The organism is Mycobacterium sp. NGS35 (genome assembly GCF_059812855.1).
The window spans coordinates 1-16,505 of the sequence record NZ_JCALDL010000009.1 but is presented as its reverse complement, the minus strand read 5'-3'; the positions used below and the strand labels follow the sequence as shown (position 1 = coordinate 16,505).

At 67.2% G+C, this 16,505-nt stretch carries 16 protein-coding genes; 10 read left to right on the top strand and 6 right to left on the bottom strand.

Features of this window, described 5'->3' with window-relative positions; all coding sequences use genetic code 11:
* Window positions 1-42: 42 nt before the first annotated feature.
* On the top strand, window positions 43-1,017 hold the full coding sequence (locus AC5Y4C_RS15150) for a MaoC family dehydratase (protein ID WP_499961853.1): 975 nt from the start codon (window positions 43-45) through the stop codon (window positions 1,015-1,017).
* Window positions 1,018-1,033: 16 nt separating this feature from the next.
* Here AC5Y4C_RS15150 and AC5Y4C_RS15145 read toward each other — a convergent pair whose 3' ends face one another.
* On the bottom strand, window positions 1,034-1,927 hold the full coding sequence (locus AC5Y4C_RS15145) for an alpha/beta hydrolase (protein ID WP_499904973.1): 894 nt from the start codon (window positions 1,925-1,927) through the stop codon (window positions 1,034-1,036).
* Window positions 1,928-2,045: 118 nt separating this feature from the next.
* Between AC5Y4C_RS15145 and AC5Y4C_RS15140 the strand changes: the two genes are divergently transcribed.
* On the top strand, window positions 2,046-3,263 hold the full coding sequence (locus AC5Y4C_RS15140) for an alpha/beta hydrolase fold domain-containing protein (protein WP_499961854.1): 1,218 nt from the start codon (window positions 2,046-2,048) through the stop codon (window positions 3,261-3,263).
* A 39-nt stretch (window positions 3,264-3,302) separates the two neighbouring features.
* Complete coding sequence (locus AC5Y4C_RS15135; RefSeq protein WP_499961855.1) at window positions 3,303-4,736, top strand: WS/DGAT/MGAT family O-acyltransferase; 1,434 nt, start codon at window positions 3,303-3,305, stop codon at window positions 4,734-4,736.
* 105 nt (window positions 4,737-4,841) lie between these two features.
* Here the strand turns inward: AC5Y4C_RS15135 and AC5Y4C_RS15130 are convergent, their stop codons facing one another.
* Complete coding sequence (locus AC5Y4C_RS15130) at window positions 4,842-6,110, bottom strand: alpha/beta hydrolase (RefSeq protein ID WP_499904980.1); 1,269 nt, start codon at window positions 6,108-6,110, stop codon at window positions 4,842-4,844.
* A 3-nt stretch (window positions 6,111-6,113) separates the two neighbouring features.
* Window positions 6,114-6,932, bottom strand: coding sequence for a lysophospholipid acyltransferase family protein (locus AC5Y4C_RS15125; RefSeq protein ID WP_499904982.1), 819 nt, complete (start codon window positions 6,930-6,932; stop codon window positions 6,114-6,116).
* A gap of 43 nt (window positions 6,933-6,975) precedes the next feature.
* Here AC5Y4C_RS15125 and AC5Y4C_RS15120 point away from each other — a divergent pair, with 43 nt between their 5' ends.
* The 6 genes from AC5Y4C_RS15120 (at window position 6,976) to AC5Y4C_RS15095 (ending at window position 11,972) form a co-directional block, all read left to right on the top strand.
* Entirely contained in the window at window positions 6,976-7,758 is a 783-nt protein-coding gene (locus AC5Y4C_RS15120; protein ID WP_499961857.1) for a crotonase/enoyl-CoA hydratase family protein, read from the top strand.
* Between the two features lie 8 nt (window positions 7,759-7,766).
* A complete protein-coding gene (locus AC5Y4C_RS15115) occupies window positions 7,767-8,513 on the top strand; it encodes a class I SAM-dependent methyltransferase (RefSeq protein WP_499904990.1) in 747 nt (248 codons plus the stop codon).
* A gap of 10 nt (window positions 8,514-8,523) precedes the next feature.
* Window positions 8,524-8,910 (top strand): dihydrofolate reductase family protein, encoded by a 387-nt coding sequence (locus tag AC5Y4C_RS15110; RefSeq protein ID WP_499904992.1) that lies wholly within the window; start codon window positions 8,524-8,526, stop codon window positions 8,908-8,910.
* Window positions 8,911-9,094: 184 nt separating this feature from the next.
* Window positions 9,095-9,532, top strand: coding sequence for an STAS domain-containing protein (locus AC5Y4C_RS15105; RefSeq protein WP_499904995.1), 438 nt, complete (start codon window positions 9,095-9,097; stop codon window positions 9,530-9,532).
* A 78-nt stretch (window positions 9,533-9,610) separates the two neighbouring features.
* Window positions 9,611-11,446, top strand: a complete 1,836-nt coding sequence (locus AC5Y4C_RS15100) for an acyl-CoA dehydrogenase (RefSeq protein WP_499961859.1) — start codon at window positions 9,611-9,613, stop codon at window positions 11,444-11,446.
* 67 nt (window positions 11,447-11,513) lie between these two features.
* Complete coding sequence (locus AC5Y4C_RS15095) at window positions 11,514-11,972, top strand: MaoC family dehydratase (protein ID WP_499904999.1); 459 nt, start codon at window positions 11,514-11,516, stop codon at window positions 11,970-11,972.
* 88 nt (window positions 11,973-12,060) lie between these two features.
* Here AC5Y4C_RS15095 and AC5Y4C_RS15090 read toward each other — a convergent pair whose 3' ends face one another.
* Genes AC5Y4C_RS15090 through AC5Y4C_RS15080 form a run of 3 tightly spaced genes read right to left on the bottom strand, consistent with a single transcriptional unit; the run spans window position 12,061 to window position 15,332 of the window.
* Window positions 12,061-13,527, bottom strand: coding sequence for an aldehyde dehydrogenase (locus AC5Y4C_RS15090; protein WP_499905001.1), 1,467 nt, complete (start codon window positions 13,525-13,527; stop codon window positions 12,061-12,063).
* Complete coding sequence (locus AC5Y4C_RS15085; protein WP_499905003.1) at window positions 13,524-14,513, bottom strand: phosphotransferase family protein; 990 nt, start codon at window positions 14,511-14,513, stop codon at window positions 13,524-13,526. The genes AC5Y4C_RS15090 and AC5Y4C_RS15085 overlap by 4 nt, the downstream gene beginning before the upstream one ends.
* A 60-nt stretch (window positions 14,514-14,573) precedes the next feature.
* A complete protein-coding gene (locus AC5Y4C_RS15080) occupies window positions 14,574-15,332 on the bottom strand; it encodes a class I SAM-dependent methyltransferase (protein WP_499905005.1) in 759 nt (252 codons plus the stop codon).
* Window positions 15,333-15,356: 24 nt separating this feature from the next.
* On the opposite strand from AC5Y4C_RS15080, the gene AC5Y4C_RS15075 reads away from it, so the two are divergent.
* On the top strand, window positions 15,357-16,505 hold a 1,149-nt coding region (locus tag AC5Y4C_RS15075; protein ID WP_500008501.1), incomplete at its 3' end, for a glycosyltransferase family 4 protein.

The following is a 16,505-nucleotide window of genomic DNA, read 5'->3' as shown; positions in this document are numbered from 1 at the left end:
AAACCGTGGCATGACTGGCCGTTCGGTAGAACAGGATGTGCAATGAGCCCATACTTCGACGATCTGCACGTCGGCCAGGTATTCGACACGGCGCCGTCGATGACGCTCACTTCGGGTGTGGCAGCCGCGCACCAGGCGATCGTCGGTGACCGGCTCAGACTGCCTCTGGATGCACATCTTTCCTACGCGGTCACGGAATCCACTGCGGCGCTGGCGCATCCGCAGCTGGTGTGTGACGTGGCGATCGGGCAGTCGACGTTGGCCACCCACCACGTGAAGGCGAACCTGTTCTACCGGGGATTGGTGTTCCACCGGTTTCCGGTCATCGGCGACAGTTTGTTCACGCGCACGGAAGTGGTTGCGCTGCGCCAGAATTCACCTAAGCCAGGACGGCCGCCCACCGGCATGGCGGCACTGCGGATGACCACCATCGACCAGCTCGGCCAGCTGGTTCTGGACTTCTACCGCTGCGCAATGCTGCCGCTGAGCTCCGACGCCGACCCGGATCGGGACCCGCCCGCAGACGACTTGTCGACGATCGGTGCCGACGCGGTCGCGCTGACCCGAGCGACCGACGGTTGGGACGCCGACGCGTTCCGCGCCCGCGTACCGGGCCCGCATTTCGATCCCGGGTTGGCCGGCGCGGTGCTGCACAGCAGTGCGGACGTCGTTTCCAGCGCTCCGGAGCTGGCCCGCTTGACGTTGAATATCGCTGCGGTGCATCATGATTCACGCGTCAACGGACGACGGTTGGTATACGGCGGCCACACCATCGGGATAGCGTTGGCCCAAGCCACCCGGCTGCTGCCGAATGTGGCGACCGTGCTGGCCTGGGAGTCGTGCGACCACACCGGCCCCGTCTACGAGGGTGACACGCTGGTCAGCGAACTGCATGTGGAGTCCACCGAGCCACTGCCGCACAGCGGCGGTTTGCTGCGGCTACGTTCGTTGGTCACCGCAGTCGGCGACGACGAGCGTGCCGTGCTGGATTGGCGGTTCACCGCGCTGCAGTTCTAGCAGCCGCACCAAAGGCTCAGAGCGCGAACGCTTTTCGCAGTGCTTCGCATTGGCTTTCGAAGAACCTCTGCGCGACGGAGGTGCGTCTGGCGATGCGGTCGAAGCCGTGGAACGCGCCCTGCACCACCTCCAGATCACAGGGCACGCCTGCCTCGAGAAGCCGTTTGGCGTAGGCGATGTCTTCTTCGTAGAACAGGTCGACGGTCCCGGTGCCGATCCAGGCCGGCGGCAGTCCGGCGAGATCGGTCCGCCGTGCGGGAACGGCGACGTCTCGGTCCACGCCGCGCAGATAGGACTCCCACGCGAACCGGTTGGTGCGCTCGTTCCACAATCGATACAAGTGCGCCACAGAATGTTTCGCGACCGTCCGGTCGTCGAGCATCGGGTAACTCAGCAGTTGCAGCACCGGCCTGATCTCGCCGCGATCGCGAGTGACGAAAGCCAGCGCCGCCGCGAGGCCGCCGCCGCCACTTTCGCCCGCGATCGCGATGCGGCTGGCGTCGACGGACGGCAGCGACGCCAGCCATCGCAGGGCCGCATAGCAGTCCTGCACCCCGGCCGGATAAGGGTTTTCGGGCGCGAGCCGGTACTGGGGCGCGGCGACCGTGATGCCCAATGTGCGGCTGAGCCGCAGGCAGAAGTCGTCGCTGTGTTTGGGTCTGCCCATGACATATCCGCCGCCGTGAATCCACAACACCGCAGGTGTCGGGCCGCTGGCGGCGCCCTCGGGCCGATACAGCCGGACCTTACGGCCCGATGTCAGTGTCAGCACCTCAACGTGCTGCGATTTGTCCGGCAGGCACTGCTCCAACACACGCATGAGCCACAACGTTCTCGGCGTCACCGCGGTGGGCGGCAGAAATCGTGCTATCCAGCGCAATTCGGGGTGAAAGCCGTCGTCACGGGCCATAACCCAGGTGCCTTTCCTCGAGAACCGCCGAGTCGAACGCAGCGCTCACAAATAAAGGAAGCTAGCGCACAGCCGAGAATGCCGTTTCCAACGGACCCCGCGGGGGTACGGTGAGGCAATGGTTTCCCAGCATCCGGGGCGTCGCACGCCGAGTCTGCAGTCCCGGGCAGAGTGGTTCTTCCGCGCAAGTCCTGGCGATTATCTGCTGGCCCTCAGCGAGATGTACGCAGGATTACCGCTGGTCGGCAAGTATTTCGAGCCCTTCGGTGGGCTCGCCGCCATGGGGGTGTGGGGGTATCGGCACGCGCCGGACTTCGTCACCGCAGCGATCCGCAGCCGCAATCGCGCCGCTGCAGAGCAGCGCCGGCAACACCGGATGATGACCCACGAGGTGGCAGCCGCCGCGCTGAAGGACTTCGTGTCCCCCGAGCGGCAGAAGGTCGAGTTCCCGCAGCCGGATCGGGTCGCCCCGGTGCTGCGGGGTCTCTCGCAGCGGCGTCGCTACCTGCACAGAAGCACGGTTCGGTACGGCGACGCGCCGGGCCAGGTGCTCGACGTGTGGCGCCGGCCGGATGTGTCCGGACCTGCGCCGGTGCTGGTGTTCGTGCCGGGCGGTGCGTGGGTGCACGGCAGCCGGCTGCTGCAGGGATACACGCTGCTCAGCCACCTCGCGGAGCAGGGCTGGGTCTGCCTGTCGATCGACTACCGGGTGTCGCCGCATCACCGCTGGCCGCGGCATATCGCCGACGTGAAGGCGGCGATCGCGTGGGCGCGCGCCAACGTCGACCGGTTCGGCGGCGACCGGGAGTTCGTCACGATCGCCGGCTGTTCGGCCGGCGGCCATCTGGCGGCGCTCGCCGGCCTGACCCACGACGACACCGAATTCCACATGGAGCTGTCCTCAGATGCCGACACGTCCGTCGACGCCGTGGTGGGCATCTATGGCCGCTACGACTGGGTGGACCGCTCCACCCCGGAACGCGACCGCTTCGTCGACTTCCTGGAACGCGTCGTCGTCAAGAAACGGCTGGCCAAGCACCCCGACCTGTTCCTCAAAGCGTCGCCGATCGCCCGGGTGCGCCCCGACGCGCCGCCGTTCTTGGTGGTGCACGGCTCGGGCGACAGCGTGATCCCGGTCGAACAGGCTCGCGCGTTCGTCGGAAAGCTGCGCGGCGTGTCGCGTTCGACGGTCGGCTACCTGGAGTTGCCGGGCGCCAGCCACGGCTTCGACATGATCGACGGTGCCCGCACTGGATCCGTGGCCACCGTCATCGGGTTGTTCCTCAACGAGATTCACCGAAGCTATCTGCAGAGCAGGGCCAAAGAAGTCATCTAGCTACGACACCCGTCGGGTCGACCTTGAAAGAGGTGGGCTGTGAAACGGCTCAACGGCTGGGACGCCATGCTGTTGTACAGCGAGACGGCCAACATCCACACGCACACGTTGAAAATCGGCGTGATCGACGCGTCAGACTTCGACGGCGAATTCACCTTCGAACTGTTCCGGCGCACACTGCGCCGCCGCCTGCATCTGCTCGAACCGTTGCGCTACAAGCTCGTCGACATTCCGTTCAAACTGCATCACCCGATGTGGATGGAGAAGGCGGAGATCGACCTGAACCATCACCTGCGCCGGGTGCGGGTGGCTTCGCCCGGTGGGCGCCGCGAACTCGACGAGGTGATCGGCGAGATCGCGAGCACCCCGCTGGATCGTAGCCGGCCGTTGTGGCAGATGTACTTCGTCGAGGGCATGGCCGAAAACCGGTTCGCCGTGGTGGGCAAGGTTCATCACGCGCTGGCTGACGGGGTTGCGTCGGCGAACTTGATGGCCAAGGCGATGGACCTGAAGGGGCCGATCCAAGACGAGCGCGACCTCTACGCCACCAACTCGGCACCGTCCACCAGTGAATTGCTTTCGGCCGCGTGGCGTGACCACCTGCAACAGTTCGGCAAGCTGCCAAGGCTGGCGAAGGAGACCGCCGCGGGCATCGGACGGGTACGCAGACGCGCCAGGGAGCGCGGGGAGCACCCTGAGCTGGCCAAGCCGTTCTCGCCGCCGCCGACATTCATCAACCATGTGGTGTCACCGGGCCGCCGGTTCGCCACCGCTACGCTCGCGCTCTCCGACGTCAAGCAGACCAGCAAGCAGCTCGGCATCACGATCAACGATCTGGTGCTGGCCACCGCGGCCGGCGCCCTGCGCGAGCTGTTGCTGCGGTACGACGGCCGCGCGGACGCCCCGCTGATTGCGTCGGTGCCGGCCGCGCTCGATACGTCGCCGGATCGATTGACGGGCAACGAGTTTCTGGGAATGAACGTCTCGCTGCCGGTACACGTCGACGATCCGCTGGAGCGGGTGCGGCTGACCGCGCTGTCGGCTGGCATCGCCAAAGAGGAGTTCCGTCTGCTCGGCTCGGATGTGGTGGCGCAATGGGCGGCGTACCTGCCACCCACCCTCGGTCCGCCGGTGTTCCGTTGGCTGTCCAAACGTGAAGCGCAGAGCAGGCTGCTGAATCTGCCGATCTCCAACGTGGCGGGCCCGCGCGAGCGCGGCCGCATCGGTGGCGCCACCGTCAGCGAAATCTATTCGGTGGGACCACTGGTCGCAGGCAGCGGGATGAACATCACCGTGTGGAGCTATGTCGACCAGCTCAACATCTCTGTGCTCACCGACGACGTCACCTTGGACGATCCGCACGAGGCCACAGCCGCGATGGTGCATTCCTTCGCTGAAATACGAGCTGCGGCAGGGCTTTCCAGCGAGCTCACACCGGTGGAGACGGCGATGGCGCCGGCCCGGGTGGGATGAGGTCGGCAGAAGCGCTACCGCGCCGGCTGAGCCGTGCGAGCAGACACCAACTCGCACAATCCAGCCGGTGATAAGGCGATTCCGCGTCTGCTCGCCGCAGCTACCTCAGCTATGGTCCTCGCGGGTTTTGACGTACACCCAGGACAGGAAGTTCGCCACCGCGTCGGCGGTTTGATGCGCCCGCGCAGACCCGTACATCTCGAAGGCGTGCTGAGCGTGCGGCAATTCCGCGTAGAGCACCGGGCGCTTTGCCACGTCACGTAGTTCGTGCACGAAGTCGCGGGCCTCCTGCACAGGGATCAGCGTGTCGTCGCGCCCGTGCAGCACGAAAAAGGGCGGCGCATCGGAGTGCACGCGGGTGATCGACGACGCGTCGACGTAGACCTGCCGGTGCTCGCGGTAGCTCTTCTTCACCACGAATTTCTCCAGCAGCCGGACGAATTCGCGGCGATCCCGGCCCTCGATCGAATACCAGTCGTAGCGGCCGTAGATCGGTACCGCCGCTGCTACCGAGGTGTCGGCCTCCTCGAAGCCCGGCTGCCACACCGGGTCGTTGGGCGTCAGCGCGGCCAGCGAAGCCAGATGCCCGCCGGCCGAACCGCCCGTGATTGCAACGAAATTCGGATCGCCGCCGAACTCCGCGATGTGCTCCTTGACCCATGCCAGGCCACGCTTGACGTCCACGATGTGGTCCGGCCAGGTGTGCAGCGGCGACACACGGTAGCCCAGCGACACGCAGATCCAGCCGCGGTCGGCCATGTGGCTCAACAATGGATAAGCCTGCGGCCGGCGCATCCCGATCATCCACCCACCGCCCGGAACCTGAACCAGCACAGGCGCTTTCCCGTCCCGTGGTAGATCACGCTTGCGCCAGACGTCGGCGACGTTCGCCCGGTGCGGGCCGTACCGCACGACGTTGTCGCGTGCGACGTAGCGACGACGGATCTGACTGGTGCGCAGCGCGCCCGCCGGCCGCCCGGAGCGCGACGGCGTCGTCGGCAGCGACGACACCACTTCTGGATAGTCGTCGCCGAGCCCGTCGCGCAACGCCGATTGCAGTACCGGACCCGGTGTCGTCACGTTGCGCCGGTAGACCACCGCCAGCACGGCCCACGAAACAACGGTCAACGCCAGCGCGATCTTTCCGCGCCGCCCGCCGAAGTCGCCCCGGCGCCCGCGCCGGATCGCGTCGAGGGCCGACCCGGCCAGAAACAGCTGCGGCAGCTCCGAGGTGTGCCAGCCGAACCAGAACACGACCACGCTGCTGAAGCCGGTGCGTCGCAGGGGCGTCAACCCGTTGAGCGCGTTGATCGTCTCCACGGCCGCACGCACAAGTGGGCGCGGCCGCCGCAGGCGCCGTAACCAGTCAGCCATCGTCTACCCGATGATCGGCAGCCGGCGTTCACGTCCAAGGCGGTCCAGCGCTCGCTGCATCACCTCGCGGACGTGGGCGTCGACTTCGTCGATGTCGGGGTCGTCGCCGAACTCCGCGGCGATGTCGATTGGCTCGAGCACCTGCGTGACGATCTTGGTGGGCAGCGGCAGGTTCGGCGGAAAGACACCGAAAAGGCTTACGCCGAACGGGAATCCGATCGACACCGGCATGATCTTGGTGCGCGCCGCCCGGGTGATCGGGCCGAGCGCCTTGGCCAGTGCCGTTCCGCGGGCCAAGAACAGCTGGCTTTCCTGTCCGCCGATCGACACGGTGGGGACAATCGGCACGCCGGCTTCAATTGCGGTGCGCACGTAGCCTTTACGGCCGTCGAAGTCGATCACGTTCTCCCACACCGTGGGTCGCATCGCGTCGTAGTCGCCGCCGGGGAACACCACCACCAGATGACCCGACCGCAGTGCCTCGGCGGCGTTCTCCCGGTTCGCCCGAATGAAGCCGGTGCGCAGCAGCGCGTTGGCCACCGGCCCGAAGAACAGCATGTCGTGGCTGAGCGTGTGGATCGGCCGGTCGTAGCCGAACTTCTCGTAGAACTCGACGGCCAGGATCGGCACGTCCATCGCGAACTGACCGCCGGAGTGGTTGGACACCAGCAGCGCTCCGCCGGCGGGCGGAATGTTGTCCAGGCCGCGCACCTCGGTCCTGAAGTACCGGCGCAGCAGCGGCCGCAGGATGCCGACGACACGCTCGGTGAACTCGGGATCCCACTTTTCGATCTCGGCACGGTCGACGTCGGCGTCTGCCATGGTCGAATCCTACCGACGGGCCGTGGAGTAGTTTCAGGTACTCATGAGCGAATCGTCAGCCGAATCGTCAGCCCCCGTCCTCGTCGAGCAGCGCGACCGCATCCTGCTGATCACCATCAACCGGCCGGAAGCCAAGAATGCGGTCAACGCGGCCGTGAGCCGCGGTCTGGCCGACGCGATGGACCGCCTCGACGGTGACGCCGGCCTGTCGGTGGGGGTGCTGACCGGTGCGGGCGGCTCGTTCAGCGCGGGCATGGATCTCAAGGCGTTCGCCCGCGGCGAGAACGTCGTCGTCGAGGGCCGCGGCATGGGCTTCACCGAACGCCCGCCAGCCAAGCCGCTGATCGCGGCCGTCGAGGGCTACTGCCTGGCCGGCGGCTGCGAGCTCGCGCTGGCGACCGACCTGATCGTGGCGGCCAACAATTCCGCCTTCGGCATCCCGGAGGTCAAGCGCGGGCTGGTCGCGGGGGGCGGCGGGCTGCTGCGGCTGCCGCAGCGCATCCCGTATGCGATCGCGATGGAGCTCGCGCTGACCGGCGACAACCTGCCCGCCGACCGGGCGCACGCGCTGGGACTGGTCAACGTGCTGACCGAACCGGGTAAGGCGCTGGACGGTGCGCTGGCGCTGGCGGAGAAGATCACCGCCAACGGCCCGCTCGCCGTGGCCGCGACCAAGCGCATCATCGTCGAGTCCCGAGGCTGGAGTCCCGACGAGATGTGGCGTGAGCAGACCAAGATCCTGATGCCGGTGTTCGCGTCGAACGACGCCAAGGAGGGGGCGATCGCGTTCGCCGAGAAGCGCGCGCCGCGCTGGACCGGATCCTGAGCGCGCCCATGTCGCCGATCGAGGTGACCCGCGGCCTGCTCAACCGCAACGCGGATGTGCGGCACGGGTACCTCGACGTCCTCGGCGAATCGGTGAGCTCGCCTGCGCCGACGTTCGCCCAGCGTGCGATGAACAGCCGGTTCGTCGCGGGCGTCTACGAGCGAGTGTGGCGGCCGCTGTCGTTCTACGTCGCAAGCGGTGTCACCACGGGCGCCGAGCTACGCCGCGCCCGTGACGACCTGCGGCCCGTCGGCGCCGCCAAGCTGCTCGATGTGGCTTGCGGCCCAGGCAATTTCACGCGCCGTCTGGCCGACGAGCTGGCGGACGGTGGGATCGCGATCGGGCTGGACATCTCCGAGCCGATGCTCACGCGGGCCGTGGTCGACAACAGCGGCCCGCGCACCTGCTACGTGCGCGCCGACGCGCGGGACCTGCCGTTCGACGACGCAACCTTCGACGCGGTGTGTTGCTTCGGCGCCCTGTACTTGATGCCCGAGCCGCTGCGCGTCGCGCAGGACATGGTGCGCGTGCTGGCGCCCGGTGGCCGCATCGCGATCCTCACCAGTTGCCGCAGCACGGTGGCGCCGGTGCGGCTGGTGACCGCACCGCTGGCCGACGCCGTGGGCCTGCGCATGTTCGACGAGCGCGAGTTCGTCGACTTGTTCACCGAGGCGGGCCTGACCGACGTCCGCCAGGAGACCCAGCGGGTGCTGCAGTACGTCACCGCCACCAAACCGGCCAAACCCCCCTGCTGACGGTCGAGCGATGTCAACCATCTACTTCACCGGCTCGAGCCTCGACGGGTTCATCGTCGACGAACACGACAGCCTGGACTGGTTGACGTCGCGCGACATCGACCCGGCCGGCCCGTACGGCTACGAAGCGTTCATCCGGTCGGTCGGTGCGCTGGTCATGGGTGCGACCCAGGCCGCCGGATACAAGGACGTGTGGATCGTCGGCGGCGGCGAGGCGGCGGCGCAATTCGTCGAAGCGGGGCTTGTCGACGAACTGGTGGTCAGCTTCGCCCCGTGCACGCTCGGCCGCGGCGGGCGGCTGTTGCCCACGGCTTCGGAGTGGTCGCTGGTGGAATCCGGGGTCAACGGCGACTTCGTCTACGCGCGGTGGCGAAAGCTACCGTTAAGAAACCGTTAGAACTGGTTCCGCGGTGGTCAGCACCCGGGTGCTCGACGTGATCCGCGCTACACTCACCGCAGGTTGAGATCACAGCCTCCGTGAAAGCGCTGCGCGGCGGATAATTTACCTGTTGTTCAATTAGAGCCCTTGCGCGCCAGGCGTTTTCGACAAGATCAGCGACAGACTCGACGAGGGTACGTCAATGACTGCTGTGCATACCGATACCAGGTCTGACGCGCCGCATGGCACATCAGTAATCGATTGTGGCCGTGCGTATTTGACGGCCCAGATCTACAGCTGGCTGACTGTCATCACCATCAGCGGCGAGATCGACGCCACCAATGCCGACGTACTGCGTCACCGGGTGATCGCGCTGATACCCCAGGACGGCGCGCTCATCGTCGACATGGTCGACACGGATTTCATCGGCGTCGACGGACTGCGCGCCCTGTTCGCGTGGAACGTCGAGTCCATGCGCACCGACACCCGATGGGCGGTCATCGGCAGCCACGCCGTGCACCGGCTGCTGCGGGTCGGCGACCGCGACCAGTTGGTTCCCGCCGTGCGGTCGGCGACCGAGGCGCTGCAGCGGGTCCGCCGCTCGCGTCGTGACCCGCGGCCGTTGCGCCTGGTCACCTAGCGCGGGTTACGCTCGGTTCGGCTCTTCACGCGAAGCACCTCAAACCGGCGCTTCGCGCGACTACGGAAGGTGCCGGGCATGGGTCACTACAAGAGCAATGTGCGCGACCTCGAGTTCAATCTCTTCGAGGTCCTCGAGCTCGACAAGGCACTGGCCGGCGGAGGATTCGGCGACCTCGACGGCGAGTCGGTGCGCCAGATGCTTGCCGAAGCGTCGCGGTTGGCCGAGGGTCCGGTGGCCGAGTCGTTCGCCGAAGCCGACCGTCATCCTCCGACGTTCGACGTCGCCGAGCACGCCGTGCGGCTGCCGGAACCATTCAAGCAGTCGCTGCGGGCCTGGCAGCAGGGTGAGTGGTTCCGGGTCGGGCTCGACGAACACGTCGGTGGCGTGCCCGCGCCGGCGATGGTGGCGTGGGCGATCAACGAGTTCGTCTTGGGCGCCAACCCCGCGGTGTTCATGTACATGGCCGGCCCGATCATGGCCAACATCGTCTACCACATAGGCAACGAGCAGCAGCGGCACTGGGCCAAGCTCGCCATCGAGCGCAACTGGGGCGCCACGATGGTGCTCACCGAACCGGATGCGGGCTCCGACGTCGGGGCCGGCCGCACCAAGGCTTCCCAGCAGCCGGACGGCACCTGGCACATCGACGGAGTGAAGCGGTTCATCACCAACGGGGACACCGACGACCTGTTCGAAAACATCCAGCACCTGGTGCTGGCCCGGCCCGAGGGCGCAGGCCCGGGCACAAAGGGGCTGAGCCTGTTCTACGTGCCGAAGTTCCTCTTCGATCCGCAGACCGGAGAGCCGGGCGAGCGCAACGGCGTCTACGTCACCGGCCTGGAGCACAAGATGGGGCTGAAGGCGTCGGCCACGTGTGAACTGACCTTCGGTCAGCACGGCAAACCTGCGGTCGGTTATCTGGTCGGCGACACCCACAACGGCATCGCGCAGATGTTCCGAGTCATCGAGTACGCGCGAATGTTCGTGGGGACCAAGGCAATTGCGACCCTGTCCACCGGTTACCTCAACGCTCTCGACTACGCCAAGACCCGGGTACAGGGCGCGGACATGACTCAGATGACCGACAAGACCGCGCCTCGGGTGACGATCATCCACCATCCCGACGTGCGTCGTGCCTTGATGACCCAGAAGGCCTACGCGGAGGGGTTGCGGGCGCTGTACCTGTACACCGCCGCGCATCAGGATCCGGCAGTGGCCGCAGTGGTGTCCGGAGCCGACGCCGAGCTGGCCGAGCGGGTCAACGATCTGCTGTTGCCGATCGTCAAGGGCGTCGGCTCCGAACGCGCATACGAAATTCTGACCGAGTCGCTGCAGACGCTGGGCGGCTCCGGCTTCCTGCAGGACTACCCGATCGAGCAGTACATCCGCGACAGCAAGATCGACAGCCTCTATGAAGGCACCACCGCGATCCAGGCGCAGGACTTCTTCTTTCGCAAGATCGCGCGCGACCACGGCGTCGCGCTGCAGCACGTCGTGAGCCGCATCCAGAAGTTCCTCGACGACGACGGGGCGCGTCAGGAGCTGGCCGAGAGCCGGACACTGCTGGCCACTGCGGTCACCGATCTGCAGGGCATGGCCGCCGCACTCACCGGCTATCTGATCGAGTCTCAGAACAATGCGCGAGAGCTGTATCGCGTGGGTCTGGAGTCGGTGAAATTCCTGCTGTCGGTGGGGGACCTGCTCATCGGGTGGCTGCTGTTGTGGCAGGCCGAGATTGCGCTGCAGGCCCTCGACGGCGACCCCGACGAGGGTGACCGCGCGTTCTACCTCGGCAAGGTTGCGGTCGCGAAGTTCTTCGCCAAGAACGTGCTGCCGCGGCTGTCCGCCGAGCGCAGCATCGTCGAGAACGTGGACCTGACGATCATGGAGATGCGCGAGGAATCGTTCTAGCGCGACGGGCAGCACGCAGAGATATCGTGACCCTCGTCAACACTGCGTTAGCCAAGGGAGCACGCCAATGAAGGTGATTTCATCCATCGACGACGCCGTCGGTCTGGTCGGCCAGGAGCTTGGTGTCGGCGAGTGGAAAGAGATCGACCAGAAGCGCATCGACGCGTTCGCCGACGTCACCGAGGACCACCAGTGGATCCACATCGACGTCGAGCGTGCCAAGACCGAAAGTCCTTACGGCACAACGATTGCGCACGGCTTCCTCACGCTGTCGATGATTCCGGCGATGAGCAAGGACAACTTCCGCGTCGAGAACGCCAAGATGGCAATCAACTACGGGCTCAACAAGGTTCGCTTTCTGGCGGCTGTCCCGTCGGGTGGCCGGATCCGGGCCCGCTCCGAGCTCGTCGACGCCGCCAAGGTGGGCGACAGCATGGTCAACCTAACGGTGAAGCACACGATCGAACTCGACGGCTCCGACAAGCCGGCGGCGGTGGCGGAGACCATCGTGCGGGTGATCTTCTAGCTCACCTTTTCTCGCGAGCAGACGCGGAATCGCATCACCAATACCCGGGAGCGTGCGATTGAGCGTCTGCTCGCGGTAAAGACGCGAGCTACTCGACCGTGTAGCCCATCGGCAGCAGGACGCTCTTGAGCTGGCAGAAGTGCTCGACGCCCTCAGGGCCGTTCTCGCGACCGATACCGGAGTTCTTGTAGCCGCCGAACGGTGAGCCCGGATCGAAGGCGTACCAGTTGATTCCGTAGGTACCGGTGCGGATCTTCTGCGAGATCTCGATGCCCTTGGGCACGTCGGTGGTCCACACGCTGCCGGCCAGCCCGTAGACCGAGTCGTTGGCGATCTTGATCGCGTCCTCTTCGGTGTCGTAAGGGATGATCGAGAGCACGGGTCCGAAGATCTCCTCCTGGGCGATCGTCATCTTGTTGTCGACGTCGGCGAAAACCGTTGGCTGCACGAAGTAGCCGCTGTCCAGCCCCTCCGGTCGGCCGCCGCCGCACACCAGCCGCGCGCCCTCCTCGATGCCCTTGGCGATGTAGCCCTCGACGCGCTGGCGCTGCTTCTCACTGATCAGCGGGCCGATCTGCACCGCCGGGTCCGACGGCAGACCCACCGGCAACGCCTCGACGAAAGTCTTGACCGCGTCGACGATTTCGTCGTAGCGCGACCGCGGTGCCAGGATCCGCGTCTGGTTCACGCAACCCTGTCCGGCGTTCATGATCCCGGAGAACACCATCATCGGCACCGCCGAGGCGAGGTCCACGTCCTCGAGCACGATCGCCGCCGACTTGCCGCCCAGCTCCAGCGTGCAAGGCTTGAGCATCTCGGCCGCACGCTTGCCCACCTCCTTGCCTACCGCGGAACTGCCGGTGAACGTGAACGCGTCGATGTCGGAATTCGCGGTCAGGGCCTGGCCGGTTTCGATCCCGCCGGGCACCACCGACAGCACCCCTTCGGGCAGGCCGGCCTCGGCGAACACCTCTGCAAGTGCGTTGGCGCTCAACGGTGTTTCCGCGGCGGGCTTGAGCACCACGGTGCAACCGGCCAGCAGCGCAGGGCCGAGTTTGTTGACCGCCAGGAACAGCGGCACGTTCCAGGCGATGATCGCCCCGACCACGCCCATCGGCTCGCGGGTGACGATCGACTGGCCGTAGGCGCCGTTGCGGATTTCCTTCCACGCCACCTTGTCCGCGCCGGTGGCGAAGAAGTTGAGCGCGCCCAGTGAGCCGGCCCAGTGCATCGTCTCGATGATGGTGACGGGTTGTCCCGTCTCGCAGGTCAGCAGATAGGTGAAGTAGTCCTTGCGGTCTTCGAGCAGCTTGGTCGCGGCCTGGATCACCGCTGCGCGTTCGGCCGGAGGGGTCGACGGCCACGGGCCAGAGTCGAACGCCGCGCGGGCGGCAGCTACGGCCGCATCCACATCGGCTGCCGCCGCGTGCGGCACCTTGCCCACCAGCTCGCCGGTCGCGGGGGAATGGACCTCGATCACCTCGGCAGTCGACGGTGCCGTCCACTTGCCGCCGATGAACAACTTGTCCCACTCGGTCTTGTACTGCGCGGTCATCTCTCTCCTGTGTCCTCGAGGGCCTGGGTCAGTGCCTTGAAAGCGTTGGCGCGCAACGGGCTTCGGATCTTTTCAATCGCATGCTCCAGCGCGGCGAACACGATGTAGAAGCCGAGGTGCTCAGGCTCATGCCCAGTGACGTCGGCGTAGGTGGCGGCGACCTCGTCGGGCCGCAGAAAGTCGGGAAGGCCGGGCCGCGCTGCCGCATACGCCAGCTCGTCGACGAACTGGTGGTGGAACACCAGCGCGCCCAAGTCCAACTCCCGCGGGCCCAGCGTCGCGCGCTCCCAGTTCGTCAGCGCCACCGGCGTGAAATCGCGGTAGGTGATGTTGTCGATCCGCGCGTCGCCCCACACCAGCACCGGCGTCCGCTCGACGGGCCAGTGCTCGCGCAGCCACCCGAATCCGCGCTCGATCAGCGGAGCGCGAAGACCCCGCGACGCGACGGACTCGTAGCGCTCGGCGGTGCGCCGCACGATCGTGGCCAACGCCGATTCGCCGCGACGGCGCCGGTCCAAGAACGTGAAGTCGGCGGGCGCGGCGGTGTGGACGCGCGCCAGCTGCTCGACCGTCGCTCGTTGCATGCGGGCGCGTTCGGCGGGGCTTGCATCGGTGATCCACGAGGCGAAGGTGTACGGCGTCTCGTACCTAGCCGTCGTGAGTCCGTCGACGCGGGCCGTCACAAAGAACGGCGCGCCCAGCAGGGTCGGGTCGTCTTCGTACCACAGCGCTGGGGGCACCGCCGGCCGTGACAGCTGCGTGCCCAGCCGGCGCAGCGTGAGGTATTGCAAGCGTGTCTCGAAGTCGCCAACCGCCCCGAGGCGCACCACCAGCCGGTGGGCTTCTCCGCCCCAGCCGGCGTCCACCAGCACCGTGCGTTCGGCCGACAGCGCCGCCACAGCCACCGCCGCGTCGGCCTGCCGAGCGGCCAGCCACTGTTCGAAGACCTCGCGTAGTGACGTGGTGAGTGTGGACGGCACTGTCATGGTGTGGCCCACATTACCCAGCCGCGGGCCAAACGAGAACCTGTTCCAGTCCTGCCGCCGTCACGGCGTCAGGACCAGCACCAGATTGCTCACCACGAACTCGCGCAGCACCGGCACGGACGTCATCCACCACGCCCATCGTGGGTGGTAGCGGGGGAAAGCGGCGGCCAGTGTGCCCGTCGATCGCGCCCAGCGCAGACCGTCGGCCACCGAGACGTCGAACAGCGACGACCCGTAGTAATTCTTCGGTGTGCGACCGTGCTTGCGGATGTAGCGGCGCGCGGCGCGCTCGCCGCCGAGGTAGTGCGTCAGCCCCATCTCGTGGCCGCCGAACGGGCCGAGCCACACCGTGTAGGACAGCACCGCGAGGCCGCCGGGCCGCGTCACGCGCAGCATCTCGGCGCCGAGTCGCCATGGCTGCGGGACGTGTTCGGCGACGTTGGACGACAGGCAGATGTCGACGCTGTCGTCGGCGAAGGGCAGGGCCATCCCGGACGCGCGGACGAATGTGCCGCCGCCGTCCCCGCGAGGGGCTGTGTGCATTTCGGCGGGATCAGGCTCGACGCCCAGATACCGCACGCCACGCTCGGCGAACGTTGACGCGAAGTAGCCGGGGCCGCCGCCGACGTCCAGCAGCAACCGGCCCGCCGCCGGCTCGGCGTGCAGCCCGCGCCACAAATCGTCGACAAGCGCTGCGGTGTCGGCCGCCAGCGCGCCGTAGAAGCGGTCGGGGTCACGCTGCTCGTAGCGGAATTCGGTCAGCAGTCGCAGCGACCGCCGCAGCGTGGCGCGTTTGGCGAAGACGTCGGTCGGCGGCATCGCGCTGAGGCTACGCTGAACCGGATGTCGTCCGCCGCTGACCAATCCGGACGCGTCGGCTCGGTGCTGATGCTGTGCTGGCGCGACGTCGGGCATCCGCAGGGTGGGGGCAGCGAGACCTATCTGCAACGCATCGGTGCGCACCTTGCCGCCGACGGGATCGCGGTGACGTTGCGCACGGCGCGCTACCCCGGCGCCACGCGCGACGAGGTGGTCGAGGGGGTGCGCATCAACCGCGGCGGCGGACGCTACAGCGTGTACCTGTGGGCGCTGCTGGCGATGATCGGCGCCCGCCTGGGTGTCGGTCCGCTGCGCGGGGTGAGGCCCGACGTCGTGATCGACACGCAGAACGGATGGCCGTTCTTCGCCCGGCTGGTGTTCGGCCGGAGAGCGATGGTGCTGGTGCACCACTGTCACCGCGAGCAGTGGCCGCTGGCCGGCCCGGTGATGGGGCGGCTGGGCTGGTTCTGCGAGTCGACGGTATCGCCGCGGGCGCATCGGCGTAATCAATACGTCACGGTGTCGCTGCCGTCGGCGCGTGACCTGACCGACCTCGGCGTCGACGCCGGCCGGATTGCCGTGGTGCGCAACGGCCTTGACCCGCTTCCGCCCGGCCCGCAAGCGCCGCGCTCGTCGGCGCCGCGGGTGGTGGTGCTGTCAAGGCTGGTGCCGCACAAGCACATCGAGGACGCGCTGGAAGCGATTGCAGTGCTGCGTGGCCGGATCCCGGGCCTGCATCTGGACGTCGTGGGCGGCGGTTGGTGGCAGGACCGGCTCGTGGCCCGTGCGGCGCGGCTGGGCATCGCCGATTCGGTGACGTTTCGCGGGCATGTCTGCGATGCCGCCAAACATGTTCTGCTGCAGCAGGCTTGGGTGCATGTGCTGCCCTCGCGGAAGGAGGGCTGGGGGCTGGCAGTCACGGAGGCGGCTCAGCATGGGGTGCCGACGATCGGCTACCGCGCATCCGGCGGCCTCACGGACTCGGTTGTCGACGGCGTCACCGGCGTGCTGGTGGACGACCGCGACGAGCTGGTGATGCGGCTCGAGGAGTTGCTCACCGATCCGCTGCTGCGTGACGAGCTCGGGCGCAAAGCGCAGGCGCGCAGCCTCGAATTCTCCTGGCGCCAAAGCGCCGACGCGATGCGGGCAGTGCTGGAGTCGGTGGTCGCGGGT

Excerpts from the sequence above, each read along its gene's own strand:
- AC5Y4C_RS15090 (WP_499905001.1), bottom strand. The coding sequence starts at position 13,527 with ATGACCGCGCAGTACAAGACCGAGTGGGACAAGTTGTTCATCGGCGGC.
- AC5Y4C_RS15105 (WP_499904995.1), top strand. The coding sequence starts at position 9,095 with ATGACTGCTGTGCATACCGATACCAGGTCTGACGCGCCGCATGGCACA.
- AC5Y4C_RS15115 (WP_499904990.1), top strand. The coding sequence starts at position 7,767 with ATGTCGCCGATCGAGGTGACCCGCGGCCTGCTCAACCGCAACGCGGAT.
- AC5Y4C_RS15125 (WP_499904982.1), bottom strand. The coding sequence starts at position 6,932 with ATGGCAGACGCCGACGTCGACCGTGCCGAGATCGAAAAGTGGGATCCC.
- AC5Y4C_RS15145 (WP_499904973.1), bottom strand. The coding sequence starts at position 1,927 with ATGGCCCGTGACGACGGCTTTCACCCCGAATTGCGCTGGATAGCACGA.
- AC5Y4C_RS15095 (WP_499904999.1), top strand. The coding sequence starts at position 11,514 with ATGAAGGTGATTTCATCCATCGACGACGCCGTCGGTCTGGTCGGCCAG.
- AC5Y4C_RS15150 (WP_499961853.1), top strand. The coding sequence starts at position 43 with ATGAGCCCATACTTCGACGATCTGCACGTCGGCCAGGTATTCGACACG.
- AC5Y4C_RS15140 (WP_499961854.1), top strand. The coding sequence starts at position 2,046 with ATGGTTTCCCAGCATCCGGGGCGTCGCACGCCGAGTCTGCAGTCCCGG.
- AC5Y4C_RS15085 (WP_499905003.1), bottom strand. The coding sequence starts at position 14,513 with ATGACAGTGCCGTCCACACTCACCACGTCACTACGCGAGGTCTTCGAA.
- AC5Y4C_RS15100 (WP_499961859.1), top strand. The coding sequence starts at position 9,611 with ATGGGTCACTACAAGAGCAATGTGCGCGACCTCGAGTTCAATCTCTTC.
- AC5Y4C_RS15120 (WP_499961857.1), top strand. The coding sequence starts at position 6,976 with ATGAGCGAATCGTCAGCCGAATCGTCAGCCCCCGTCCTCGTCGAGCAG.
- AC5Y4C_RS15110 (WP_499904992.1), top strand. The coding sequence starts at position 8,524 with ATGTCAACCATCTACTTCACCGGCTCGAGCCTCGACGGGTTCATCGTC.
- AC5Y4C_RS15130 (WP_499904980.1), bottom strand. The coding sequence starts at position 6,110 with ATGGCTGACTGGTTACGGCGCCTGCGGCGGCCGCGCCCACTTGTGCGT.
- AC5Y4C_RS15080 (WP_499905005.1), bottom strand. The coding sequence starts at position 15,332 with ATGCCGCCGACCGACGTCTTCGCCAAACGCGCCACGCTGCGGCGGTCG.